Raw genomic sequence first — 26,859 nt, forward strand, 5'->3', positions numbered from 1 at the left:
CTGCGTTCACTTACTCCTGTAAGTTTATAAAAAACAAATGGGAGGCAAGCCTCCCATCATTAATTATAGTGGATCAGGAATCGTATACACCGATTATAGGATAAAGCGACTCAGATCTTCATCTGCAACCAGTTCATCTAGATGCTGTTTAACATAGTCGGCATCAATGTTAACTGACTGGCCTTGGCGTTCGCTGGCTTCGAAGGAGATATCTTCCATCAGCCGTTCAAGCACAGTATGCAGGCGACGAGCACCGATATTTTCGGTTGATTCATTTACCTGCCATGCGGATTCAGCGATTTTGCTAATGCCATCAGTCGTGAAACTGATGTTCATTCCTTCTGTTGCCATAAGAGCTTTATATTGCTCAGTCAGAGATGCGCTTGGTTCAGTCAGAATACGCTCAAAATCTTCTGTGGTTAATGCCTGTAGTTCCACGCGGATTGGCAAACGTCCTTGTAATTCAGGGATCAGATCGGAAGGGCTGGCAACCTGGAATGCTCCTGAGGCGATAAACAGGATGTGGTCTGTTTTTACCATGCCGTGTTTAGTGGATACCGTACAACCTTCCACCAGTGGCAACAGGTCACGCTGAACACCTTCGCGAGAAACATCAGGGCCTGATGTTTGACCGCGTTTGCAGATTTTGTCGATTTCATCAATGAAGACAATACCGTGTTGTTCAACGGCATCAATGGCCTGTTGTTTCAATTCTTCCGGGTTAACCAGTTTAGCGGCTTCTTCTTCGACCAGTAACTTGAAAGCATCTTTGATTTTTAGCTTACGAGATTTGTGTTTCTGACCGGCAAGGTTCTGGAACATAGATTGCAACTGGTTTGTCATCTCTTCCATGCCCGGAGGTGCCATGATCTCGACGCCTACAGGTGTGGTAGCAACATCAATCTCAATTTCTTTATCATCAAGTTGACCTTCACGTAGTTTCTTACGGAATGCCTGGCGTGCGGCTGATGGCTCAACTTGCGTCTCCGTTTGTCCCCAGTTATTTTTTGCTGGTGGGATCAGGACATCAAGAATACGCTCTTCTGCCAGTTCTTCTGCCCGATAACGGTTTTGTTCAATGGATTGCAGGCGAACCATTTTAACTGCGGCATCGGTCAGATCACGAATGATAGAGTCGACTTCTTTACCAACATAGCCAACCTCGGTGAATTTGGTCGCTTCGACTTTGATAAATGGCGCATTTGCCAGTTTTGCCAGGCGACGGGCGATTTCGGTTTTACCTACCCCAGTCGGACCAATCATCAGGATATTTTTAGGCGTTACTTCGTAGCGCAGCGTTTCATCTAGCTGCATACGACGCCAGCGGTTACGGAGTGCGATAGCTACAGCGCGTTTCGCTTTGTCCTGACCAATAATGTGTTTGTCAAGTTCGCTGACAATTTCGCGTGGAGTCATTTCAGACATACTATCTACCCTTACGCTTTTGAAGGAAGTTCTTCGAAGTTGTGATTATGGTTGGTGTAAATACAGATATCACCGGCAATTGTTAGCGCTTTCTCTGCAATTTGTCTGGCACTGAGATCGGTATTTTCCAGCATTGCCCGTGCGGCGGATTGGGCATACGGACCGCCGGAACCAATGGCAATCAGGTCATTTTCTGGCTGAATGACATCACCGTTACCTGTAATGATTAAGGAGGTATTTTCATCTGCGACTGCCAGCAGTGCTTCCAGTTTGCGTAGCATGCGATCAGTGCGCCAGTCTTTAGCAAGCTCAACCGCTGCCTTGGTTAGATGCCCTTGGTGCATTTCAAGTTTACGTTCAAACAGTTCAAACAGAGTAAACGCGTCTGCTGTACCGCCGGCAAAACCCGCGATTACTTTGTCATTATAGAGGCGGCGAACTTTACGGACATTGCCTTTCATGACGGTATTACCCATCGTTGCCTGTCCATCACCACCGATTACGACTTGGCCATTACGGCGAACACTTACGATTGTAGTCACGAGTAAGCCCTTGGTTACAAAAATAGATAAATGTGACGCACGGTACTTTCGACAGAGTATACGGCTATCGAAAATACCGTGTGCACGGTGTTTAGCAGTATAGATGGGGGAGAATTATAATTTTTCAACCCCCAGTAATACGGAGAATGCAACCTGATACACCAACGCCTTTCAGACGTTCCCGCATTTTTTCTGCGGTGTTTTTACTGTAGGGACCAAGAACAACACGATGCCAGCCGTCTCCTGTTGTGATCTGGCTTTCAATACCTGCAAATGCCAGATTGGCACGTACTGATTCAGCTTGGTCCATATTGCGGAATGAACCACATTGTAAAATCATACGCTGTGCCTTTTCTACGGGTTTAGGTTTACTGGTTTCAGCCGGTGGTAGAGTTTGTGGCTGAACTGGCTGAGTCTGCATTGATTGCTGCGGTAATGTTTGTTGAGGCTGTGGTTGTGGTCTTGTTTCCAGCGGTTGTTGCGTCTCTGCTGATGGCTTGATGATCACTTGTGAACGCGGTACTTGAACACCATTGTATGGCACTTCTGGCAGCGAAGTCGCTGGTTGGCGCATATCCGCCTGCATTTGTTCAAGTAACTGCCGTTGCTCAGCGGTTAGCTGAGTGTGTGAGTTGATTTGTCCCCCAGATGAAGGCTCTCGTGGTGTCTCGATACCAACGGGACGATTCTCCAATTCTTTGATATAGCGCCAGCGCTCTTCCGGTTTTGGCGGTAATCCACTGTTTTGCTGAGAATGTTTTGGCAGTACTTCTGGTTCGCTTTTCTGTTTATTGTGGGTAATAAAGTAAAGACCACCAATAAAGATAACGACTAATGCTACTGCGACAGCCAGCGTTGCTTTTGGTAATCCCTGGGCTTGGTATTTTTTCTTATCGGTATTTTTACGGCGGGAGTTTGAACGCCCGCGACTCACATAATCTCGTTGTGCCACTGTCTAATTCGCTGAGTAATTTAAGTAAAAGAAAATAAACGATATGTTACTTAACCTGCGGTTATTTGCCTAGCTTTTAGGCGAACAGGTGCTTTGCCGAATAATTAATTCTGATTCCAGTAACTGAGAGCCGACAGATGTTGTGTGGCCCTGGATTTGATCTAGTAACAGTAACATTGCCTTGTGACCAATTTGATAACGGGGTTGACCAACGGTTGTCAATGGCGGATCGCTGTACATGGCGAGACTTAAGTTATCAAACCCAATGATGGATAAATCTTCCGGTATTTTTAAGCCCATTCTTTTAGCCTGCCACATTACGCCAATCGCCATAACATCGCTGTGACAGAAGATGGCTGTAGGAGGATCTAGCAGAGAGAGTAGCTGTTCGGTCAATTTTGCGCCGCTTTCATGGGTAAAATTACCTTGGACAATATAATCTTCACGAATTGTCCCGCCAGAGCGACGCAATGCTTGAATATATCCTTGGAGGCGATAGCGGCAAATCGGTATGTTTTCGGGGCCGGAGAGGCAGGCAATGCGTTTATGCCCCAATGTTTGCAGATAATGAGTCGCATTGAATGCGGCGGTCAGATTATCAATATGAATAGTCGGCAGCTCTAGCTCTGGTGCATATTCGTTTGCCATTACCATAGGTGGTAGGTTTTTTTGTTCTTCTTTGCTGGCATCAAACGGGACATTAGAACCCAGTAACAACAGACCATCAATTTGTTTGGTGACAATCAGGTTAAGAAACGTGTGTTCCTGTTTTTGCTGATGTTGGCAGTCACCGATTAAAACCAGATAGCCATGTTCTGCCGCTGTCTCTTCAATGCCGCAAATCACATCAGTGAAAAAGGGATCGCTGATATTTGGCACTATCACTAAAATAGTTTTTGACTCACCGCGTTTAAGATTACGGGATAAGTTATTTGGGCAATAACCTACAGCCAGTACAGCTTGTTCCACTTTTTGTCGGGTCTGGGAAGAAACTTTTTCTGGATTCATGAGTGTTCTTGATACGGTTGCGGTAGAAACGCCAGCCACTTCAGCGACATCTTTCATTGTTGCGGAGGTGCCATTCTTTTTCTGCTCCAAAACTCACTCCTCATTTCCTGACGGGTTAGTTAAATGATTGTCATTTTCTGGTTGCCGGGAAACCGTCAGTGACTTTAAGGAAAGTGACGACATGCGGTTTAAGGTTATGACAATGTTGTTAAGGGATCATTCTAAACAGTTTGGCAAATTCGTTTATTCCTTAGTTTGTAAAAAAGTGTGATATAAATCATTTATTCGATATGGCTCGCAAATTAGTGAATAATTTTTCATTGATTACTGATTGTCAGGTGTGATTTTTTTAAATAGTAAATAAGCGTATGTTTAATCTGCTCAGGTTATGTGTTTTAAAATAGAGGCAATTAATCGCTAACTGTCTATTGGATCAACATCAATATTCCACTTCACTTTTCGGATTTGTGGCAAAGTTGTTATTTGGGGATAAATCATCGCCATGATTTTTTGTAAAAAAATTCTAGATGGATGTTGAATCAATAGTTGCCAACGATAACGACCACCTCTTTTTGATTGTAATGCAGGAACTGGGCCCATGATCCATAAGTTATCATCCCTCAAAGGATGGTGTTCAAAAAGTAGGCGCAATTGTTGTAAAAAAGTGGGTGCTTGCTGATTATCGTGATCTTCTGACCGCAAAATAATATGACTGGTAAATGGTGGTAAAAACACACTCTTGCGTTCATCCATAGCTTGAATAGCAAAAGCATCGTAGCCTTTATTGAGCAAAATTTGCAGTAATGGATGGTCAGGATGATGAGTTTGGAGAACCACTTCTCCCCGTTTACCTGCTCGACCAGCCCGACCAGAAACCTGTGTATAAAGTTGTGCGAAACGTTCCGCTGCCCGAAAGTCCGCTGAAAACAGGGCACCATCAACATCGAGTAAAGCGACTAGAGTGACATCAGGAAAATGGTGACCTTTTGCCAGCATTTGGGTGCCAATCAATATGCGGGCATTTCCGGTGTGAATGTCAGCGAGTTGTTGTTCCAGTGTTCCTTTGCGGCTGGTGGTGTCTCTGTCAATGCGGGTAATAGGAACATCAGGAAATAGGGTTGAAATACCATCTTCAAGCTGTTCTGTGCCAAGGCCAATAGGTTGAAGATGGGTAGAACCGCATTGCGGGCACTGGCGGGGTACGGGGCGCTGGCTGTCACAATAATGGCAACGTAACTGACGATGGTATTGATGCAGAGTGTAATAATGGTCACAGCGTTGGCATTCTGCAATCCAGCCACATTCATGGCAGAGTAGGGCTGGTGAGTAACCTCGGCGGTTAAGGAAAAGTATGACCTGATTATTAGCTTGTAGATGTTCTTCAATACGCTTTATTAGTGGTTGAGATAACCCGACTTTGAGTGGTAAACCTTTTAAGTCCAACAGATGTTGAGTCGCTGGTTGAGCATGGCCTGCCCGTTTGGATAATGTTAGCGGGCGGTATTTGCCTTGTTGCACATTGTAAAGTGTTTCCAGTGCCGGAGTTGCAGAACCCATGATCACCGGGATATTCTCTTTTTTTGCTCTGAATACCGCTAGATCACGGGCATGATAACGCCAGCCCTCCTGTTGCTTATAAGAACTGTCGTGTTCTTCATCAATGATGATAATGCCAAGGCGGGCAAAAGGGGTAAATAGGGCTGAGCGTGTACCGATGACAATTGCGTTCTCACCCTGTTTCGCCCGTAGCCATACAGCAAGGCGTTCACTGTCATTCAGGGCTGAATGAAGAACATCAACCGGTGCGTTGAAACGTTCACGGAAACGACGGATGGTTTGTGGTGTCAGGCCAATTTCCGGTACAAGTATCAGGGCTTGTTTACCTTGTGCCAAAATATTCTCCAGCACACTGAGATAAACTTCTGTTTTACCTGAACCGGTGATGCCCGCCAGTAACCAGGGAGAAAATTGCTGGTCTTCTGCACGGATAGCACCGACCGCGGTGGCTTGTTCGGTATTCAATTTCAGGCGTTCGCCGGTGATTTGGAAGTGATTTCGCCAGTTCTCAGATTCAGGTTGTACAGGGTATAAATCGATAAGTGACTTCTTTTTGAGCGACTGGAAAGCACTTTCGCTTAGTTCCAGCTCTGTAATCTGGTGGCGATATATTGCTTTACTGCGTAGGGTTGCCAGTACCTGTTGCTGCTTTGGTGAGCGTTTCAGTTGAGCCAGCGATAGTTCAGCGCCTGCTGGAGTAATTTGCCATTGCCATAGTGGGGTTGATTCCGCGGGTTTTCCCTGACGAAGTAGTACCGGCAATGCATGGAACAGGACTTCACCGATGGGGTAATGGTAATAACTGGATGCCCAGAGTAATAGCTGCCAAAGATTTTCTGAAAATAAGGAGTGAGTATCGAGAATAGATTCTATGGTTTTCAGTTGTTCTGCTGGAATATCACTGTTGTCAGCTATCCCGGTAACGATACCAGTAGCTTTACGTTTGCCAAAAGGGACAGTTACCCGCATCCCTGCAATAGGTAATTGACTCTCTGTGGGCAACAGATAGTCAAAAGAGCGGGTAAGGGGGACAGGCAGAGCAACCTGAACGACAACCATAAAATTATTCCGAACGATCAATAAATAAAGCAAAAATTGGCTATAGGGTATCATAGACAATATACGGATTTCATTGCGAGATAGACAGATTTTCTGTATGATCCGCCGCCTTTGGTATGGAAGATACCAAACTCATTTTATCAACACGACGTGTGGTGTCTGGCGGCAACAGGGCTGGATAGCGACACGGCCTTAACAGAGGTTATCCCATGAAAAAAGGTATTCATCCTAAATATGAAGAAGTTACTGCAACCTGCTCTTGCGGTAATGTAATGCAAATCAGATCTACCGTTGGTCACGCTCTGAACTTGGACGTATGCGGCCAATGTCACCCATTCTATACGGGTAAACAACGTGATGTTGCTACAGGTGGTCGTGTTGATCGCTTCAAGAAACGTTTCAACGTTCCAGGTGTCAGCAAGTAATTGCAGAATTGCGCCTGTCTATAATAACAGGCCAACTGGTACTAACGCCCGGTGTTTTGCATCGGGCGTTTGCATTTTAGCCATATAAAAAATCCCTGAATTTCTACAGGAGTTTTTTGCGCTACTATCAATATTCCCAGGTATCAGGATCAATACCTAATTCCCGCATGATCTTTTTGGCAGCCTCTGGGATTTCATCATTACGCTCTTTGCGTAAATCAGCATCATCGGGCAGTGGTTGCCCAGTAAATGCGTGCAGGAATGCTTCACACAGCAATTCACTGTTGGTCGCGTGACGCAGGTTGTTTACCTGGCGACGGGTGCGTTCGTCAGTAAGGATCCTCAACACTTTCAAAGGAATTGAAACTGTGATTTTCTTCACCTGTTCGCTTTTTTTGCCATGTTCAGCATAAGGGCTGACATATTCACCGTTCCACTCAGCCATGGGGTACCTTAAATAGTCGTGAAATCATAAAATTAAGCCAGCTAATAGTACTAGCTTTCGTTGTGGCATATTGCCATTTTATCGTGATTTCCTTATCAATTATACAGTTATAGTATATGCGATAAACTAATGGCTATTAATAGATAAAGCAGCATTAGTTATGATGAATAATTATCCCATTGCTTAATCTAACCGTAAAGAGGTTTAGATGTCTAGATGTGTTGACGTCTATTGTGGTAGCGGATATTCTTCCCTGACTTAATTTATAACAGACAGTGGTAGCTGATATGACACGCAAACCGGCAACAATAGCAGTTCGCAATGGGCTGAATACTGATGAACAGTACGGCTGTGTTGTTCCGCCTATTTATCTTTCCAGCACATATAATTTTACTGATTTTAATCAGCCAAGGACGCATGATTATTCCCGCAGGAGTAATCCAGGCCGTGATATGGTGCAACGGGCGTTAGCTGAGTTGGAGGGGGGCGCGGGTGCTATCATGACCAGCAGTGGAATGTCAGCCATTCACCTGTTATGCACGGTTTTCCTAAAGCCCGGCGATCTATTGGTTGCTCCTCATGACTGTTATGGCGGTAGCTACCGCTTGTTTGATAGCTTGAGTCAACGCGGTGCTTATGAAGTGGCTTTTGTCGATCAGAGTGATGAACAGGCATTAAAGCAAGTATTGTCCAAAAAACCAAAGTTGGTATTGATTGAAACGCCCAGTAATCCTTTATTACGTATTGTCGATATTGCCTATATATGCCAGCTTTCCCATGAGGTAGGTGCGACAGTTGTTGTTGATAACACTTTCCTGAGCCCTGTATTACAGAAGCCTCTGGAGTTAGGGGCAGATCTGGTTGTGCATTCCTGTACTAAATATCTTAACGGACATTCTGATGTGATTGCCGGAGCCATTATTGCAAAGGATGAAGAGGTTGCAACGGAACTCGCTTGGTGGGCGAATAATATTGGTGTAACCGGTGCCGCGTTTGATAGTTACCTGTTATTGCGTGGCATGCGTACTTTATCGCCACGGGTCTTGTTACAGCAAAAGAATGCATTGGAGATTGTCGATTATCTTCAACATCAACCGTTAGTGAAAAAACTTTTTTACCCGGCTTTGAAAGATCATCCAGGGCATGAAATTGCTTGTAAACAACAATTTGGTTTTGGCGCAATGATAAGCTTTGAATTAGATGGTAATGAGCAGGCGATACGCTGTTTCCTGTCTGAGTTAAAGTTATTTACTTTGGCGGAATCATTGGGCGGGGTGGAAACCTTAATTTCCCATACGGCTACGATGACTCACGCTGGAATGTCAGCACAGGCAAGGGCGGAAGCGGGGATTACGGATTCACTATTACGTGTTTCTGTGGGTATTGAAGATAGTCAGGATTTAATCGCTGATTTGGAAAATGCATTTCAAGCAGTAGTAAAGGAGTGACCATGAGTGCACTGGCAGTTGCAACGGCGGAAAATGGCCGCCAATTACATAAGTTTGGTGGAAGCAGTCTTGCGGATGTGAAATGCTATCAACGGGTAGCCAAGATTATGGCTAATTACAGCCAACCCGGTGATTTAATGGTGGTATCCGCAGCGGGCAGCACGACTAACCAGTTAATTAATTGGCTTAAGCTGAGCCAGAACGACCGTATCTCTGCCCATCAGGTACAGCAGGTTCTGCGGCGTTATCAGCAGGATCTGATTAGAGGTTTGCTACCTGAAACTGTTGCTGAAGAGCTGGTAAAGCGTTTTATTGCTGATCTTGAAAAGCTAAGTGCATTACTGGATAAACCGGTTAGTGATGTGACTTATGCAGAAGTGGTGGGGCACGGAGAGATCTGGTCCGCGCGTTTGATGTCAGCCGTGCTTGAAGCTCAGGGTATTCCTAGTGACTGGGTGGATGCTCGCCAGTTTTTACGCGCCGAGCGAGCGGCTCAACCGCAAATTGATGTTGCACTTTCTCAACCATTACTAAATCAATTAATAACGCAAAACCCAAATAAGAGACTGGTTGTGACCGGTTTTATTTCCAGTAATCATGATGGAGAAACGGTTTTATTGGGGCGGAATGGCAGTGATTATTCTGCAACTCAAGTCGGAGCTTTGGCAGGGGCGAGACGGGTAACCATCTGGAGTGATGTTGCTGGTGTGTACAGTGCTGATCCGAGAAAAGTTAAAGATGCCTGCTTGTTACCGCTATTACGTTTGGATGAAGCAAGCGAGCTTGCTCGTCTTGCTGCACCTGTGCTGCATGCCCGCACCTTACAACCTGTTTCCATCAGTGATATTGATTTGCTGTTGCGTTGCAGCTACCAGCCGGAGCAGGGATCAACTCGTATTGAAAGGGTTTTGGCTTCTGGGACGGGTGCAAAGATTGTTACTAGCCATGATGATGTTTGCCTGATTGAGTTGCATGTAGCCGCTCATCATGATTTTAAACAGATATACAAAGACCTTGATCTGTTGTTAAAACGGGAACAAATTCGCCCGTTGGCAACAGGTATCCATCCAGACTGTAATTTGATTCAACTCTGTTACACTTCCGAAGTGGTGAATAGTGCACTGAGTGTACTAGAAGATGCGGCGCTTCCGGGGAGACTTTCCCTGAGAGAAGGTCTGGCGTTGGTGGCGCTGGTTGGGGCCGGTGTATGTAAGAATCCATTACATTGCCACCGTTTTTATCAGCAACTTAAAGATCAGCCGGTAGAGTTTATCTGGCATGCGGAGGATGGCATTAGCCTTGTCGCTGTGTTGAGGACCAATCAGACTGAACATGTGATTCAGGGGCTGCATCAGAGTTTGTTCCGTGCTGAAAAGCGGATTGGTCTGATTTTGTTTGGTAAAGGAAATATCGGCTCCCGTTGGTTGGAGCTATTCGCTCGTGAGCAGAAAAATATTTCGGCTCGCAGTGATTTTGAATTTATTCTAGCGGGTGTGGTGGATAGTCATCGGAGCTTACTTGACTATCAAGGGATTGATGCTAGTCGAGCATTAGCTTTTTTTGATGATGAAGCGACAGAATATGATGTTGATGCATTATTTCTGTGGATGCGGGCGCACCCTTATGACGATCTGGTGATCTTGGATGTGACCGCTAGTGAAGAACTCGCTCGATGTTACAGAGATTTCGCCAGCTATGGTTTCCATGTTATCAGTGCCAATAAAATTGCGGGTGCTTCCAGTAGCAGCGACTATCGGCTCATTCGCGACGCATTTGCTAAAACAGGTCGCCATTGGTTTTACAATGCAACAGTTGGCGCTGGCTTACCTATCAATCATACCGTGAGGGACTTACGGGAGAGTGGTGATACCATTTTGTCTATTAGCGGCATTTTCTCCGGTACATTATCTTGGCTGTTTCTGCAATTTGATGGTTCAGTGCCATTCAGTGATCTAGTCGAACAGGCGTGGCAGCAGGGATTGACAGAACCTGATCCGCGTATTGATCTGTCTGGTCAGGATGTGATGCGTAAATTGATTATCCTTGCTCGTGAAGCCGGGTATGAGATTGAGCCAGAGCAGGTGCGCGTTGAATCACTGGTCCCGAAAGAAGCAGCATCAGGCTCTATTGAGCAGTTCTTTGATAATAGCGCTGCGATCAATGAGCAAATGGTGCAGAGATTAGCTGCGGCGCAGGAAATGGGCATGGTGCTGCGCTATGTTGCTCGTTTTAATGCGAATGGTAAGGCAAAAGTGGGTGTTGAGGCGGTACGTCCTGATCACCCATTGGCTTCCTTGCTGCCGTGTGACAATGTGTTTGCGATTGAGAGTCGTTGGTATCGTGATAATCCGTTAGTGATCCGTGGGCCGGGGGCGGGTCGTGATGTAACAGCAGGAGCAATTCAGTCGGATCTTAACCGTTTGTCACAACTGCTTTAATTTCTAACCTTCACTGATTAATCAAATATGATTTCCTTCGCTTGATATTTGAGGCAGCGAGAGGGTGGATGTCCTGAACAGGGCATCTTTCCTCATTGCTGCTTTAGGCATCGATCTGCTAAGCCGATATAAACAAAGCCAAAGATTGCTTGATGAATTTTTTTCCGATTCAGGGTGAATATTCCTCACCGATTTAACTCAATTTTGTTGTTGACTAAAAAATACCGATCCCTCATCTTATTTAGACGTCTAAACGTATAGGTGTTTAGAAGTGTAAAAAAGAGTAACTGGCAAATTATTGATATAGGAAATTATTCCGCTTGTTAACGAGGTGCAGGGTATGAGTTTTTTTCACGCAAATCAGCGAGAGGCGCTGAATCAGAATCTGGCTGAACTGGAAGGGCAGATCCGTGTTTCATTTGAATTCTTTCCACCGCGTACAGCCGAGATGGAAAAAACCCTGTGGAAATCTATTAATCGCCTGAGCACCCTCAAGCCTAAATTTGTTTCCGTTACTTATGGTGCTAACTCTGGCGAGCGTGATCGTACCCATAGCATAATCAAGGGAATAAAAGAGCAAACTGGCCTTGAAGCGGCTCCGCACCTTACCTGTATTGATGCCAGCCGTGATGAATTGTGCGAAATTGCCCGTGATTATTGGAAAAATGGTATTCGCCATATTGTGGCTTTACGGGGTGATTTACCGGAAAACAGTGAAAAACCCAAAATGTATGGGTCTGATCTGGTTGAATTACTTAAGAAAGAAGCTGATTTTGATATTTCCGTTGCGGCTTACCCTGAAGTTCATCCAGAAGCAAAAAGTTCTCAGGCTGATCTGATTAGTCTGAAACGAAAAATTGATGCGGGTGCGAACCGTGCTATTACCCAATTCTTCTTTGATGTGGAAAGTTATCTGCGTTTTCGTGACCGCTGTGTGGCTGCCGGGATTGATGTAGAAATTGTACCGGGAATTCTGCCGGTATCCAATTTCCGTCAGCTTAAACGTTTTGCTGCAATGACCAATGTGCGTATTCCTAGCTGGATGACCAGAATGTTTGATGGGTTGGATGATGATCCTGAAAGCGCTAATTTGGTTGGTGCTTCTATTGCAATGGATATGGTGAAGATTTTAAGCCGAGAAGGTGTGAAGGATTTTCATTTTTATACCTTGAATCGCGCGGAACTGAGTTATGCAATTTGTCATACTTTGGGTGTTCGTCCTTAATCGTTGGCTCTTACTAAGGGAATTTCTTAGTAAGAGCGTGTTTTTTTATCTGTTGCGTTTTTATAAAGCTTAAATTTTTACTATCTCGCTGGATCATTAAAGTTAATATATTTTTGATATTTATCTTTATAGAATTGAAAGCGTGGAGAAATTAGAATAGTAATAAATACGACGCTGTTATTAATTAAATTAATAAAGATAAATCATAGTGAATAACTACGCTAGTTATAATGCTTGCATAATATTTTTTACATAATTATCACTTTCTTAGTTTTCTTATGTAGAAGACGAAATCACCAAGATAATTAAGTGTAGTTGTCAGGCTTATCATCTCGTATATACCCGTCATCTTTCAAGTTGCTTCTTTGTTGGCTGCACTTACTCACCCCGGTCACATAGTTCTCTATGCTCCCGGGGATTCGCTCCCTTGCCGCCGCCCATATCATTTTTTTAACACTCCAACGTAAAGAAGTATGTTTGTGGCTTTACCTTATGACTTTTATGAATACAATCGTTATCTAAGATTAATATGAGGGTTTTTGCATGGGGATATTGATGATTCAGTTCATCTAACATTTTGATAAATAAATCAGAGTTATTTTTTATTCCTTTAACATAGGTAGTTTGTTCTGTCTGGGCATTGAGGCAGCCCGCAAGAAAATGTTTTTCGTTTTTTCCCGGGGTGATAACCCGTTTTTGTCGTCCTTTGAAACACCAGTCCGCGCCGATTTTCGGGTTTAAATCAATATCCACCTCATCTTCATAGAAAACGGGATGTTTTTCTGAAACATTCGTTTTGGCTTCTGCGATCTTTGCCATTTTCTCATCATATTCAGGATCTGTTTTACCGTGGGTGCCGCTCTGTGCCAGACAATCCCCGCCAGAGCAAAGTAACGGTAGAGGGCATTTTGTGTCAGAGAGAGATTGAGTCATTTTATGAGATATTTATAGAAGGTAAGTTTTTAAATTAACTTGAGATTTCCATATTATTTAATTTTAATTTATATGGTTTCTGGTTTTTATTTACTTATTTACTTATTTACTTATTTACTTATTTACTTATTTACTTATTTACTTATTTACTTATTTACTTATTTACTTATTTTTAGACATTATGCTAAAGCGTGTAACACAAAGAGGTAATATTTCTTGTGATGATTCTGATTGGTCTGGAGTGAGTCTTTTGGGAGCTTAGTTTAAGGTTTGGTATAAATTGATCATTTCGATATCGTACCTGAAACGATCATTATTAATGATTAAACTAAAAAGAAATTTTAGGTTTCCCGTACATGTATTTTTGTCTTGTTCCTGATTGTAAATTAAAGGTTGTTTATGAAGAGTGTTGCGGGAAATAACTATTTTGTATAATAGCCATTGGCTAGATCTAATTGTGTTCTCACTAAGAGTATTTATATATCATTGTTTAAGTTACTTAATCTGATTAATTGAATTAGTGATTGAGAGCATTTAAGTGTGGAATAACTATTAATTATTGTCTAAATGTGATGAGAGTTGTAAGACGATTTAGCGTGAAAATCTTTATATCTATTTTTCTGAATACATGGTTATTATTACTTTTATGTCATAATTCAGGGAGGAAATTATTAAAAACTGGAGTGGTTTTATTTTTAATGGTCAAGAATATAGACTTAATCATCTTGATGAATTCGAATTCACTTACATTCAAGAAAGAGAAGGTATTAAGCCGAAGAATAGCTATAAATTCATTATTGAGTTTGGCCTACACTGTTTTACACTGAAGCCTAATAAGCGCAAGGGTGAAACTCTTTCTAATTATCCCAGAGATCTCTATTACTCAGATTCTAGAAAAACACGTGTTTTTTGTTTTAAACGATACGCTATGTCTTTCTGCCTTCCAGATATAGTAAAAACGATAAGCTCAAGAATTTGTTACAAGACAGGGAAAGGGAATTTTTTTACTATTGAACTCACTAATGACAATGGAGAAACTGTAGACTATGAAATCTATTTCAAAGTGTCACGAGAAAGTCGAGGGAAATTGCGATTATTTGTAGAAAGCGCTTACGTCAGAGATAACGATCACGGTACGATTCAGCCTCAGAAGAAAAAAATAAATTTTTTTGTTATTGCCCACAATATTCAGGTTAGAAAATTTATAAAGCAAAAAACCTCACAATGAATGAGAGGCTTTTGATTTTATAACTAAGAAATCTAACTGGGAACTCTTTATAACCGCTCTTGGGCTGGTAACCATTGGTTGGGTGAGACGCCTAGCTTCCGCTATCCCGTTCATACGTCTTTTAAAGTATATAGCTAACACTGTATACGCCCTATATTCTACACATATATTGTAAAATATTCTTGTCCATTTCGTGCCAAATAGCTATACCCGTCATCTTTCAAGTTGCCTCTTTGTTGGCTGCATTCGCTCACCCCAGTCACATAGTTATCTATGCTCCCGGGGATTCACTCCCTTGCCGTCGCGATGCATCTTGAAATCCATAGGGTATATATGGATATCGATTCAATGTAGATATGGATTTTTATTTTTTCTGATAATGTAGTTTGTGTTGGGTACGTTCTTAATAATTTGGATAAAAAAGTTTTCTTCAAACACGTTTCACCTTGCGCGCAGCATTTATTGTGTTTTGTAAAGCAGCATTGGGGGCAGAAGCGTCATTCAAAGCGGTTGTGAATGCCTGAAAATTCTGAACCATCATTATTGTCATGCGAGAGATTTGAGTAATAAAGTTTGAGTATTGAGCCGGTAACGGAAATTTTCTGACACCTAAAACAGATAAAAATCGGGTCACTTTTTTACATAAGCAGGGCAAGAAAAATACTAAGATGCCCTTAATTAATTCAATTTATGTTGGAAAAGGTTATGCCAATTTCATCCATCAGTGGTCATGTGCCACTTAGCCAAACGCAAGCTCCTCAGCACACCGTATCTTCTCCCCTACTTGAACAGGGTAACCGCTTGTTTGAACAGTCTGTCCGACGTGGCCCGTTGCACTTCCAGAGCTCGGATCTCAAGCACTTGATCGCTGAATTGCGCCAGTTGCAGAGTGCTCCCAACAGCGCGCAAGCCCAACGGGTGCAAGATGCCATCCAGCATTGGGAGAACCACCACCCTAAAGAGGTGACGGCTCGCAGCACCCGCCTTGCCGAGCTTAAACAGGCTCTGGCAGAACAAGGCGCTATGGTGCGCACTTTCCAGCCAAAGGTGATGACGACCGGTCCCCAAGCCATGTTGCAGCAGGCTATGCCAGCTTTACAGAAGATGGGAACTTACGCATGCACTGATGCTGGCACTTTCGTTAGCAAGCAGAATCCTCATTATCAGCAAATCATGGAGAGATTGAAGTCATTCAATGACAACCCGGATCGTCTGAGAGGTAACAACCAAGCCAACATGATGTCTAACATGGCGGCTATCGCCGCTAGGCAAGGAAACGTTAGTCTCAACCAACTGCAATCTATCGCCGCCCGTGTCGCCCAAGCCCAGGCTGGTTGCTGCACCACTTTGGCCTATTCTGCGGCAGCCGAACTGATGAAGCACAATCAAGGTGACCAGCAGCGCATTGAGGTAGTCGCTCATCGTGGCTCCAAGGGGCATACCCAGACTCACTGCTTCGTGGTGATCGGGCGCGATCCCAATAGTGAACTTAGCAAACCCGAAACTTGGGGTCCCCAAGCACATGTCATCGATCCTTGGGCTGCGACCATAGGTGGTAAACTGCAAGGCACGCCGAATAATCCTCCGATCGCTAACCTGTGGCCGCCGACTGAATCTGTGTTTGACAACCATAAAGAGTAACCATGTTCAATGCCTTATTATCGGAGCTGTGCCGACGCCTTGGGCTGACCGAAGAGTCTCTGCACTCGGAAGGGCTCGATCTACCTCTTGGCCCTTTTAGTCTGCATATCCGCCAACGCGATGAGTTGGTAACTTTGTTTATTCCGCTAGGTGATATCGAACCTTGTTCGTTGGCTACATTGGCCGATTGGCCGTCATTGCAACTGAGCCGTAGTGGTGAGGGCGAAACTCTGCTCTGGAGCCGTGAATGGTTGGAGAGGCTGGATGCTGAGCTGTTGACCAACTTGGTCGAGCGGATGTTACAGCAAGCCAGGGACCTTATGGCTACGGCCCTTATCACTGAAAATCAAGAATGGCCGCCGTTTAGTATCCAAGGGAGTTCGTGGCACAAAGTTTAGGCGAAAAACCTTAAGAGGCTTTAAGGGATTAATCAAGTGTATTATTGCAAGCCACGAGCGATATTATTTTGCGCATTCGTTATACCATTTGTGGATTAATGACTTTATTACTAAGTACAGGCGTTCCTACAGGGGGAACCTAACGGAAGTAATTTGTGAGAAATTCACTGGAGTAAACTTTTAAGTTAATTTTATATAATTGCTTAATTACGAGGTTAAACCATTGGCGTCGATACCTGTGCGTAAAAATGAACAAGGGCGGTTTCCCGCCCCTCTTAATAGACTCTTAAATGGGTTTCAGCAGGTCAAAGAATGCTGATCTGCGTTGACATGGTATTTCGAGGCCAGTTAGCGGAAGTGTTCTGGTAGCTGAAGATACCGTTCTGGTAGCCATCGAGGCTGTATTCCTTAAGGAAGCCAACCACAAGTTGGCCCGCAGCACATGGCCAATTGTAGTGCCCGTTTGTAATGCAAACTGGTGTAGAAGAGTACAGCGAGTATGGCAGTATACTGCCGTTCATCCAGGTAAAGGAGTTGTACCCGTAGCCAATTTCCAGAACGGCGGCGCGGAGCTGGTATCCTCCGTGATTGCAGTTTGTCACTGGCAAGTTGGAAGTGTACTCCCATCCGCAATTCGTGGAGCCAACGGCATAGACCCACATATTGGTTAGCGGAGGTGCGGCGACGTAAGCCACCTCAGATTTAACATCGAGTTTTTTCTCTTCTTCGGCCCGGATAGGGCTTTCTGGGTTAGGAAGTAGCTGGGATTGTGCCGCCAGGGCATTTTGAGCAGCAGGGACCTCCTTCGGTTGCTCTGTTTGGGCATAGGTATTAACGCCAAATAAAGAAGCAAGAGATAACAACATGGCAAGTTTATTTTTCTTCACGACTGAATCCTCTTAGAAATGGAAAAGCACAATTCTAGGGAAGTGGACAAAAATCACATTATTAAATTTTATTTATGTAATGATCGAAATTTTTGCGGGGGTTATTGCTTCCATGCTTATTTTACTGCGGAAAAAGGGGATAAATAATAAGAAATTTTTCTTCAAGTACGCTTCGTCTGGTGAGAAATGACTTCTTTTTAGTTATCTATTGAGCACATTTTGTATGGGGTTGTCTGGAGACAAAATATACTGGTACTGTGCTCAATAGTGTCACTACCGTTGCGCGAAGATTCCTACTATTAACCTGTATTTCGCATTCCTGCTGCGATACCGGCGATGGTTACCATTAACGCTTGTTCAACCTGAGGATCTGGATGTTGCTGCTGACGGGAACGCAGTAATAGTTCTGCCTGTAAGACGTTTAATGGATCAGTGTAAACATTACGCAGGGCGATTGATTCTGCAATCCACGGTAGATCTGCCATCAGGTGTTCATCTTTGGAAATGGTTAATACCGTTTTAATATCCGCAGAGAGTTGTTCACGTAGTTTCTGGCCTAACGGCCATAAGTTTTTGTCTACCAGACGATGATCATAATATTCCGCTAGCCACAAGTCGGCTTTAGCGAAGACCATTTCCAACATACCAATGCGAGTGGTAAAGAAAGGCCAATCACGGCACATTTCTGCCAGTACATCCTGTTTCCCATCATTCACCACTTTTTGTAGCGCAGCACCTGCACCTAACCAGGCTGGCAACATCAGGCGATTCTGTGTCCAGGCGAAAATCCACGGGATAGCGCGTAAACTTTCCACACCACCCGCCGGATGACGTTTGGCTGGACGAGAACCTAAAGGCAGTTTAGCTAATTCTTGTTCTGGTGTTGCAGCACGGAAATAGGGCACAAAATCAGGTTGTTCACGCACATAATCTCGATACATCTTGCAGGAAACATCAGACAAGGTATCCATCACCTGATGCCATTCTAGTTTAGGCTCCGGTGGTGGTAGTAGGTTTGCTTCTAGAATTGCACTGGCATACAAGGCTAAGCTACTGATAGTGACCTGTGGCAGACCGAATTTAAAGCGGATCATTTCACCCTGTTCAGTCACACGTAGGCCACCTTTCAGGCTTCCCGGTGGTTGAGAAAGCAGCGCTGCATGTGCTGGTGCACCGCCACGGCCGATAGTACCGCCGCGACCGTGGAACAAGGTCAACATAACGCCTTCTTTCTCACAAACATTGATCAAGGCATCTTGTGCTCGGTATTGAGCCCAGGCAGCAGCCATCACTCCGGCATCTTTTGCTGAATCAGAGTAACCAATCATTACCATCTGTTTGTCCTGAATCAGAGCGCGATACCATTTGATATTCATTAATTGCTGAATGACATTTTCAGCATTATTCAGGTCATCAAGTGTTTCGAATAGCGGGGCAACGGGTAAGGTGAACGGACAACCCGCTTCTTTTAGTAGCAAGTGAACCGCTAATACATCAGAAGGTACTTTAGCCATTGAGATAACGTAAGCGGCGATAGCGTCTTGCGGTGACTCTGCAATGACTTTACAGGTTGCGAAAACTTCTTGCGTTTCAGCGCTTGGTTGCCAGTTATGTGGGATTAATGGACGTTTGGAATGTAGTTCATGCAGTAGGAAAGTCTGTTTCTCTTGTTCTGACCAACTGGTGTAGTCACCCAATTCCAGGTATTGCGTCAGTTCCGAAATGGCGGTTGTATGGCGAGTACTTTCTTGGCGCACGTCGATGCGTACCAGCGATAGGCCAAAACAACGGATACGGCGTAAGATATCTAATAATTGACCATTGGCGATGATTTCCATCCCGCAAGTTTTTAGTGACTGATAACAGGCGTAAAGGGGTTGCCAAAGCTGTTCATTATCCACCAGCAAATCAGTTGGTGGCAGAACTTGCTCCCCTTTCAGTTGTTTCTCCAAATAGGTCAATGTATTGCTGAGTTGTGTCCGCAATTTTTTAGCAATTTCTCGGTAAGGTTCCAGAATTTCATCACCGCCTGCTAGCTTACGAACTTCTGGTGTACATTCAGACATGGATAGTTCAGAAACCAGAACCTGAATATCTTTCAGGAATAGATCGGCTGCTTTCCAGCGACTAAGCAGTAATACATGACGAGTCACTTCTGCCGTTACATTTGGATTGCCGTCGCGGTCGCCGCCCATCCAGGAAGTAAAGCGGATGGGCACCGCTTCGACCGGCAGGCTGTAATCGATTGACTCTTCCAGTTGTTCATTAAATTCACGCAGGAATGCCGGTACACCTTCCCATAAGCTGTTTTCCACCATAGCAAACCCCCATTTAGCTTCATCAATTGGGGTCGGACGGATTTTACGGATTTCATCGGTATGCCATGACTGGGCAACTAACTGACGCAGACGGCGCATAATGTTGTTACGCTCATAATCCGCCAGATCATCGTGATCGAGTTGCGATAGACAGGTGTTAACTGCTACTAGTTTGTGAATCAATGTACGACGCGCGATTTCAGTTGGGTGAGCGGTGAGAACCAGTTCAATAGACAGCTCATTCACCGCTTTTTTCAGATCGTCGTTACTGAAATTTTTTTCTTTTAAGCGGGTGAATAATTTTGCTAACGCAACGGGGTTACTGGCAGCTTCACCATGTGGGGAGATACTGTGATACTGTTCTGCGACGTTTGTCAGGTTGAGAAATTGATTGAAAGCGCGGGCAACGGGCAATAATTCATCGTTAGATAGGTTTTGCAATGTAGATAATAGTTGCTGGCGGTGTATTTCATTGCCTGCGCGGGATGATTTGGATAACTTGCGGATAGTCTCGACTTTATCGAGGATATCTTCTCCTAACGCTTCTTTGATTGTGTCCCCGAGCAGCTTACCTAGCATGCTGACATTACTACGCATTGCGGAATATTGTTGGTTCATATGACTCTTGGCCTTTATTGCTGGCAGAATGTTGGTTCTGTTCCTATAGAAAAATTTCATTTAAGTGACGGAAAGTTGTTTTTTGTGTCGCCACAGTGTTGCATTTACCCTAAGCCTTCATATTCATATCAGAAAATCATCAGTTTTGGCGAAATTTCTAAAATTTAATGGCAGTTCACGTTCTATAAGTATTACTTATACGCAGAAAGCTTGGGGAAGGTGCTTTTATTGCTTGTTATGATGTTTGAGTCCCCCTTGATTTCTGGGGGACGAATAAAAAGATTAATTATTGCTTAGACAAAAATGATCTATTAACTGGGAAATTATCTTTCTGGTGGGTTCAATAAATGACATATCAATGAACTCATTCGGTTGATGTGCCTGTTCAATAGAGCCTGGGCCAAGGACTAACGTTGGGCATAACTCCTGAATGAATGGAGCTTCGGTACAGTAGTTGACCGTTTCAGCCTTGCGGCCTAGCAGTTTCTCTATCACATCAATCATCTTGTGATCGGTTGGGCATGCATAACCGGGAATGGGAGCATGTAATTCATCGATAGTTAAGCGGCCAGGCCAACGTTGCTTCACTGGTTCCAATGCTTCATTTAGCAGTCCGTTCAGATCCTGTAATGTTAGTCCCGGTAATGGGCGAATATCCATATGCAATTCACAATGGGCACAAATACGGTTTACCGCGTCACCTCCGTGAATATAGCCGAAATTCATGGTTGGATATGGAATGGCAAATGCCGGGTTGTTATAACGCTCTTTTAGCGTATTGCGTAGTTCAATCAAGTGACCAATAGATTCGTGCATCAAATCAATAGCGTTTATACCACGGTCTGGATCACTGGAATGCCCGGATTGGCCAACAATGCGGATAGCATTCGATAAATGCCCTTTATGTGCGCAGATGGGATGCAATGAAGTTGGTTCACCGATAATCGCGAAATCTGGTCGGATAGTCGTACTTGCGGCAAAATAGCGGGCTCCCGCCATTGTCGTCTCTTCGTCTGCGGTTGCCAGAATGTACAGCGGACGGGTTATTTTACTGACATCAATGTCCCGCAATGCATCAATAATAAAGGCGAAAAAGCCTTTCATATCTGCTGTACCTAAACCGTACAGTTTGTTATCTCGTTCTGTCAGGGTGAAGGGATCTTTAGTCCAGAGCCCTTCGTCAAAGGGGACAGTATCAGTGTGTCCACATAAGAGTAATCCACCTGGGCCACTCCCCAGCGTCGCCAGTAGATTGTATTTTCTGTGGGCTTCGGGGACGGGTTGTATCTCAATCTCGAAACCAATTTCCTTTAACCAACTTGCCAGTAGGTTGATGAGAGATTCATTACTCTGGTCAATACTAACATCGGTGGCACTGATAGATGGAGTAGCGATTAATTGCCGAAATAGCTCAATAAATGGAGGTAATTTAATATTCACTGTTGACAGCCTTTATTCATGATAGTATCAATATTCATGCATTTTTTTTGAATAAAAATACATTGTCCTGTTTGAATACTGAGCACAAGGTAAGATATCCTATGTTGAATACGCTGGTTGTTGGTGCAAGTGGTTACACCGGAGCAGAACTGGCAGCATATCTGCATCGTCATCCGTATACGAATCTGATTAGACTCATGGTTTCTGCTCAGAGCATTGATGCAGATAAATGCTTCTCAGACTTACATCCACAGTATAAAGGCATTGTTGATCTACCGCTGCAACCAATGACTGATATTATTAATGCTGCTAAAGGGATTGATGTGGTTTTCCTCGCCACCGCCCACGAAGTTAGTCATGACATTGCGCCGCTATTTTTGGCGGCAGGTTGCACGGTATTCGATCTCTCTGGTGCCTATCGCGTACAAAACGCTCAGATTTATCAACAATACTACGGATTCAAACATAAGCATACTGAATGGTTATCACAAGCAGTATATGGACTTGCCGAATGGCAGGCTGACAAGATCAAACAGGCTCAATTGGTTGCTGTACCGGGATGTTATCCAACAGTTTCTCAACTCTCTCTGAAGCCACTGTTGGAAAATAATTTGCTAGACACCAGCCATTGGCCAGTAATTAATGCTACCAGCGGCGTGAGTGGTGCAGGTCGGAAAGCCAGTATCACCAACAGTTTCTGCGAAATCAGTTTACAACCTTATGGAATATTTACCCATCGCCATCAACCGGAGATTGAGGAACATCTGGGAACCAGAGTGATTTTTACTCCGCATCTTGGCAATTTCGCACGGGGTATTCTTGCCACAATTACCTGTAAATTGAAGCCGGGTGTTACCGCAGAACAGATAAATGAAGTTTATCAGCAAGCATACAAAGATAAGCCATTGGTGAGGCTCTACAGCAAAGGAGTGCCGGCATTGAAATCCGTTGTTGGGTTACCGTTCTGTGATATCGGTTTTGTTGTACAGGGTGACTACCTGATTGTTGTGGGTACTGAGGATAATCTTTTGAAAGGCGCGGCAGCTCAGGCGGTTCAGTGTATGAATATACGTTTTGGGTTTGAAGAAACTCAGGCATTACTTTAATTATTGACATGAAGGAGTAGAGCAGATGGAACCTTTAGTCATAAAGTTAGGTGGCGTGTTACTGGACAATGAAGAAGCGTTGGAACGCGTGTTTACTACCTTGCAGGAATATCGGCAAACACACGAACGCCAGTTGGTTATTGTTCATGGTGGTGGCTGTTTGGTGGATGAGTTGATGCAGAAGTTGCAGCTACCGATAGAGAAGAAACAAGGATTGCGGGTAACACCCTCAGATCAAATTGGGATTATCACGGGAGCATTATCGGGTATAGCCAATAAGACATTGTTGTCGTGGGCGACTAAATATCAACTTGCATCAGTTGGATTATATTTAGGAGATGGTAATGTGGTCAGGGTTTCCCAACTGGATGAAGAGTTGGGGCATGTGGGGAAAGCGATACCGGGCGATGCTAAGTTGCTGAAAACGCTACTGGATGCAGGTTACATACCCATTATCAGCTCGATTGGGGTAACAGATAAAGGAGAGTTGATGAATGTGAATGCTGATCAGGCAGCAACAGCGATAGCTCAGACACTAGGCGCTGATTTGGTATTGCTCTCTGATGTTAGCGGTATTTTGGATGGTAAAGGGCAGAAAATCCCTGACATAAATGCTGAGAAAGCAGAACAACTTATTGCACATGGCATCATTACTGACGGCATGATTGTGAAGGTGGATGCAGCTCTAGATGCAGCTAGGACATTAGGTCGCCCGGTAGATATCGCTAGTTGGCGTCATGCAGATCAACTGACCGACCTGTTTAACGGTGTTCCCGTCGGTACTCGTATTCTGGCTTAAATTAAGTTTGATTAATTTTCGGCAAAGTTTTGCTGATAAATAACAACGGAATTTTAAAGGGTAACTTCATGCATACTAAAGATATTAAAAAGATCGTTCTTGCCTATTCTGGTGGTTTGGATACTTCTGCCATTATTCCTTGGCTGAAAGAGCATTATGACAATTGTGAAGTTGTTGCGTTTGTCGCCGATGTGGGGCAAAGCCGTGAAGATCTGGAGGGAATAGAGCAGAAAGCTTTACGATCTGGAGCGTCAGAATGTCACGTTGTGGATCTGCGTGAGGAATTCATTAAAGATTATGTTTATCCGGTACTGAAAACCGGTGCTCTGTATGAAGGTAGCTATTTGTTGGGAACTTCAATGGCACGACCAATTATTGCCAAAGCACAGGTTGAATTGGCACTGAAAGTGGGGGCAGATGCACTTGCTCATGGTGCAACAGGTAAGGGTAACGATCAGGTTCGGTTTGAAAGTACTTATACGGCCTTAGCTCCTCAGCTAAAAGTAGTTGCTCCGTGGAGAGAGTGGGATTTACGTTCCCGTGAAGCGTTGTTGGATTATCTGAAAGCGCGGGATATTCCAACCACTGCAACATTGGAAAAAATTTACAGCCGTGATGAGAATGCGTGGCATATCTCTACCGAAGGCGGTGTACTGGAAAGCACTTGGAATGCATCCAATAAAGATTGTTGGGTATGGACAGCCTCCCCAGAAGAGGCTCCAGATGACGCTGAATTGGTTAGTGTCACTGTTGAGAAAGGCGAGGTTGTTGGGGTTAACGGTAAGGTGATGTCTCCATATCAATGCCTTGAAGTGCTGAATGTTCTGGGTGCAAAACATGGTATCGGTCGGATCGATATCGTGGAAAACCGGCTGGTGGGAATGAAGTCTCGTGGTTGTTACGAAACACCGGGAGGAACCATTATGATGGCCGCGTTGCGTGGTGTTGAACAACTGGTTCTGGACCGCGATAGCTTTAAATGGCGTCAGCAGCTTGGGTTAGAAATGTCTTATGTCGTTTATGACGGACGCTGGTTTGCCCCGCTACGTCAGTCTATTCAGGCAGCCGCTGAGATGCTGGCTGCGGATGTCAGTGGTGAAGTCGTGCTGAAACTCTATAAAGGCCAGGTGACAGCGATTCAGAAGAGATCAACGAATAGCCTTTATTCTGAAGCGTTTGCAACGTTTGGTGAAGATGAGGTTTACGATCACAGCCATGCAGCAGGGTTTATCCGGCTGTATTCTCTCCCTTCGCGTATTCGGGCGTTAAATAGTAAAGAGTAATTTCATCGCTCGTAGTTATGGAGATAATGACCAGATCGTAAATTCATCCTTATATTTGATTTCTCTAGTCTATTATCTCCATATTGCAGATGAAATTGCTGTTTAAAAAGGTAATCAATCACTCAGACATCAGATAATCAGGAACGAAAATATGGCACTCTGGGGCGGGCGTTTCAGTCAGAAAGCAGATCAACGGTTTAAACAATTTAACGATTCACTTCGCTTTGATTACCGGTTAGCGGAACAGGACATTACCGGTTCAGTTGCATGGTCGAAAGCGCTGGTAACGGTTGGTGTGCTAACCGTTGAGGAACAACAAAAACTGGAGTTGGCATTAAATGAATTGCTGAATGAGGTTCAGGCTAATCCACAAGCTATCTTGCAAAGTGATGCAGAAGATATCCATAGTTGGGTAGAAGGGCAACTAATCGGTAAAGTTGGCGATCTGGGTAAGAAGCTCCATACTGGCCGTAGCCGTAACGATCAGGTGGCAACAGATCTCAAACTTTGGTGTAAAGAATACATTTCATATCTCCATCAGGCAATTGTGGAGTTACAGCAGGCATTGGTGATTACCGCGGAGAATAATCAGGATGCAGTGATGCCGGGTTATACCCATTTGCAAAGAGCGCAGCCTATCACATTTGCTCACTGGTGCTTGGCATATGTAGAAATGTTGGTCCGTGATGAAAGTCGGTTACAGGATACTTTAAAACGACTGGATACCAGCCCGCTTGGGTGTGGTGCATTGGCTGGAACCGCTTATGATATTGACCGCGAACAACTAGCATCATGGCTAGGTTTTGCTTCAGCGACACGTAATAGCCTGGATAGCGTTTCAGATCGTGACCATGTATTGGAACTGCTATCTAATGCCAGCATCAGTATGATCCATCTTTCCCGTTTTGCGGAAGACCTAATTTTCTTTAATAGCGGTGAAGCAGGGTTTATTGAACTGTCAGATCGAGTCACTTCCGGTTCTTCTCTGATGCCACAGAAGAAAAACCCGGATGCGCTGGAGCTAATTCGTGGGAAATGTGGCCGGGTGCAGGGAGCATTGACAGGTATGATGATGACCTTGAAAGGTCTGCCGCTAGCTTACAATAAAGATATGCAGGAGGATAAAGAAGGGTTATTCGATGCGCTGGATACTTGGCTGGATTGTTTACATATGTCCGCATTGGTGTTAGATGGTATTCAGGTCAGGCGTTCACGTTGTGCGGAAGCAGCTAAACAGGGTTATGCTAACGCAACCGAATTAGCTGATTATTTGGTTGCAAAAGGTGTTCCATTTCGAGAAGCTCACCATATTGTTGGGGAAATTGTGATTATGGCGCTTGCTCAAGGTAAGGCACTGGAAGCGTTGCCATTGGCAGAGTTGCAGAAGTTCAGTAGTGCAATTACTGAGGATGTATATGATATTTTGTCTTTGCAATCTTGTCTGGACAAACGCCTTGCAAAGGGTGGAGTGTCGCAAAAACAGGTCATGAAAGCGATTGCAGAGGCTAAACAGAGGCTAAAATTAAGTTAGTCATCATAAATAGTAGGGGGATTAATTTATCCCCTGTAAAATAAATGAGATCTTTATATATAAGTTTTTAAGGATTATCTGATAGTCTTTTCCTCACATTGATATAATTATCTATTGGTAGTTTCTATCATTTATATTAAATATGTTGAGGTG

The 26,859-nt window shown here is 44.1% G+C and carries 19 protein-coding genes and 1 pseudogene; 10 read left to right on the top strand and 10 right to left on the bottom strand.

Going from position 1 to position 26,859, the window contains the following annotated elements; translation table 11 throughout:
* Positions 1 to 93 precede the first annotated feature (93 nt).
* The 5 genes from hslU to priA all read right to left on the bottom strand — a co-directional run bounded on the left by hslU (position 94) and on the right by priA (position 6,543).
* Complete coding sequence (hslU, locus tag EAE91_RS16620) at positions 94 to 1,425, bottom strand: ATP-dependent protease ATPase subunit HslU (protein ID WP_214089459.1); 1,332 nt, start codon at positions 1,423 to 1,425, stop codon at positions 94 to 96.
* An 11-nt stretch (positions 1,426 to 1,436) separates the two neighbouring features.
* A complete protein-coding gene (gene hslV, locus EAE91_RS16625; protein ID WP_036780122.1) occupies positions 1,437 to 1,967 on the bottom strand; it encodes an ATP-dependent protease subunit HslV in 531 nt (176 codons plus the stop codon).
* A gap of 124 nt (positions 1,968 to 2,091) precedes the next feature.
* The gene (gene ftsN / locus EAE91_RS16630; protein WP_214089460.1) at positions 2,092 to 2,919 is read right to left on the bottom strand and encodes a cell division protein FtsN; all 828 of its coding nucleotides are present in this window, start codon (positions 2,917 to 2,919) and stop codon (positions 2,092 to 2,094) included.
* A 69-nt stretch (positions 2,920 to 2,988) separates the two neighbouring features.
* Positions 2,989 to 4,017, bottom strand: coding sequence for a DNA-binding transcriptional regulator CytR (cytR, locus tag EAE91_RS16635; RefSeq protein ID WP_214089461.1), 1,029 nt, complete (start codon positions 4,015 to 4,017; stop codon positions 2,989 to 2,991).
* Positions 4,018 to 4,344: 327 nt separating this feature from the next.
* Positions 4,345 to 6,543 carry a primosomal protein N' gene (gene priA / locus EAE91_RS16640; protein ID WP_214089462.1) on the bottom strand — a complete coding sequence of 733 codons (2,199 nt, stop codon included), beginning with the start codon at positions 6,541 to 6,543 and terminating at the stop codon, positions 4,345 to 4,347.
* A 209-nt stretch (positions 6,544 to 6,752) separates the two neighbouring features.
* Here priA and rpmE point away from each other — a divergent pair, with 209 nt between their 5' ends.
* A complete protein-coding gene (rpmE, locus tag EAE91_RS16645; protein ID WP_036780114.1) occupies positions 6,753 to 6,968 on the top strand; it encodes a 50S ribosomal protein L31 in 216 nt (71 codons plus the stop codon).
* A gap of 127 nt (positions 6,969 to 7,095) precedes the next feature.
* On the opposite strand, the gene metJ is transcribed toward rpmE, so the two are convergent.
* Entirely contained in the window at positions 7,096 to 7,413 is a 318-nt protein-coding gene (metJ, locus tag EAE91_RS16650) for a met regulon transcriptional regulator MetJ (RefSeq protein ID WP_036780112.1), read from the bottom strand.
* A 287-nt stretch (positions 7,414 to 7,700) separates the two neighbouring features.
* Between metJ and metB the strand changes: the two genes are divergently transcribed.
* From metB to metF, 3 genes are all read left to right on the top strand, one after another.
* Positions 7,701 to 8,861 carry a cystathionine gamma-synthase gene (metB, locus tag EAE91_RS16655; protein ID WP_214089463.1) on the top strand — a complete coding sequence of 387 codons (1,161 nt, stop codon included), beginning with the start codon at positions 7,701 to 7,703 and terminating at the stop codon, positions 8,859 to 8,861.
* A gap of 2 nt (positions 8,862 to 8,863) precedes the next feature.
* Positions 8,864 to 11,299, top strand: coding sequence for a bifunctional aspartate kinase/homoserine dehydrogenase II (locus EAE91_RS16660; RefSeq protein ID WP_214089464.1), 2,436 nt, complete (start codon positions 8,864 to 8,866; stop codon positions 11,297 to 11,299).
* A gap of 340 nt (positions 11,300 to 11,639) precedes the next feature.
* Complete coding sequence (metF, locus tag EAE91_RS16665) at positions 11,640 to 12,524, top strand: methylenetetrahydrofolate reductase (RefSeq protein ID WP_214089465.1); 885 nt, start codon at positions 11,640 to 11,642, stop codon at positions 12,522 to 12,524.
* A gap of 483 nt (positions 12,525 to 13,007) precedes the next feature.
* Here the strand turns inward: metF and EAE91_RS16670 are convergent.
* A pseudogene (locus tag EAE91_RS16670) lies at positions 13,008 to 13,453 on the bottom strand (transposase); the annotation flags it as partial.
* Positions 13,454 to 15,390: 1,937 nt separating this feature from the next.
* On the opposite strand from EAE91_RS16670, the gene EAE91_RS16675 reads away from it, so the two are divergent.
* Positions 15,391 to 16,326 carry a hypothetical protein gene (locus tag EAE91_RS16675; protein WP_244868886.1) on the top strand — a complete coding sequence of 312 codons (936 nt, stop codon included), beginning with the start codon at positions 15,391 to 15,393 and terminating at the stop codon, positions 16,324 to 16,326.
* Between the two features lie 2 nt (positions 16,327 to 16,328).
* A complete protein-coding gene (locus EAE91_RS16680; RefSeq protein WP_214089467.1) occupies positions 16,329 to 16,724 on the top strand; it encodes a type III secretion system chaperone in 396 nt (131 codons plus the stop codon).
* A gap of 305 nt (positions 16,725 to 17,029) precedes the next feature.
* Here EAE91_RS16680 and EAE91_RS16685 read toward each other — a convergent pair whose 3' ends face one another.
* The 3 genes from EAE91_RS16685 to argE form a co-directional block, all read right to left on the bottom strand.
* Positions 17,030 to 17,611 (bottom strand): YolA family protein, encoded by a 582-nt coding sequence (locus tag EAE91_RS16685; RefSeq protein ID WP_214089468.1) that lies wholly within the window; start codon positions 17,609 to 17,611, stop codon positions 17,030 to 17,032.
* Positions 17,612 to 17,910: 299 nt separating this feature from the next.
* Positions 17,911 to 20,547, bottom strand: a complete 2,637-nt coding sequence (ppc, locus tag EAE91_RS16690) for a phosphoenolpyruvate carboxylase (protein WP_214089469.1) — start codon at positions 20,545 to 20,547, stop codon at positions 17,911 to 17,913.
* A gap of 282 nt (positions 20,548 to 20,829) precedes the next feature.
* Positions 20,830 to 21,987 carry an acetylornithine deacetylase gene (gene argE, locus EAE91_RS16695; RefSeq protein ID WP_214089470.1) on the bottom strand — a complete coding sequence of 386 codons (1,158 nt, stop codon included), beginning with the start codon at positions 21,985 to 21,987 and terminating at the stop codon, positions 20,830 to 20,832.
* A gap of 101 nt (positions 21,988 to 22,088) precedes the next feature.
* On the opposite strand from argE, the gene argC reads away from it, so the two are divergent.
* From argC to argH, 4 genes are all read left to right on the top strand, one after another.
* Positions 22,089 to 23,093 (top strand): N-acetyl-gamma-glutamyl-phosphate reductase, encoded by a 1,005-nt coding sequence (argC, locus tag EAE91_RS16700; protein ID WP_214089471.1) that lies wholly within the window; start codon positions 22,089 to 22,091, stop codon positions 23,091 to 23,093.
* Positions 23,094 to 23,118: 25 nt separating this feature from the next.
* Positions 23,119 to 23,892 (top strand): acetylglutamate kinase, encoded by a 774-nt coding sequence (gene argB / locus EAE91_RS16705; RefSeq protein ID WP_214089472.1) that lies wholly within the window; start codon positions 23,119 to 23,121, stop codon positions 23,890 to 23,892.
* A gap of 68 nt (positions 23,893 to 23,960) precedes the next feature.
* A complete protein-coding gene (locus EAE91_RS16710) occupies positions 23,961 to 25,175 on the top strand; it encodes an argininosuccinate synthase (protein ID WP_214089473.1) in 1,215 nt (404 codons plus the stop codon).
* 151 nt (positions 25,176 to 25,326) lie between these two features.
* Positions 25,327 to 26,706, top strand: coding sequence for an argininosuccinate lyase (gene argH / locus EAE91_RS16715; RefSeq protein ID WP_214089474.1), 1,380 nt, complete (start codon positions 25,327 to 25,329; stop codon positions 26,704 to 26,706).
* The last annotated feature ends 153 nt before the right edge of the window (positions 26,707 to 26,859 follow it).

Origin of the sequence: Photorhabdus noenieputensis (genome assembly GCF_018448935.1) — a bacterium.
GTDB lineage: Bacteria > Pseudomonadota > Gammaproteobacteria > Enterobacterales > Enterobacteriaceae > Photorhabdus > Photorhabdus noenieputensis.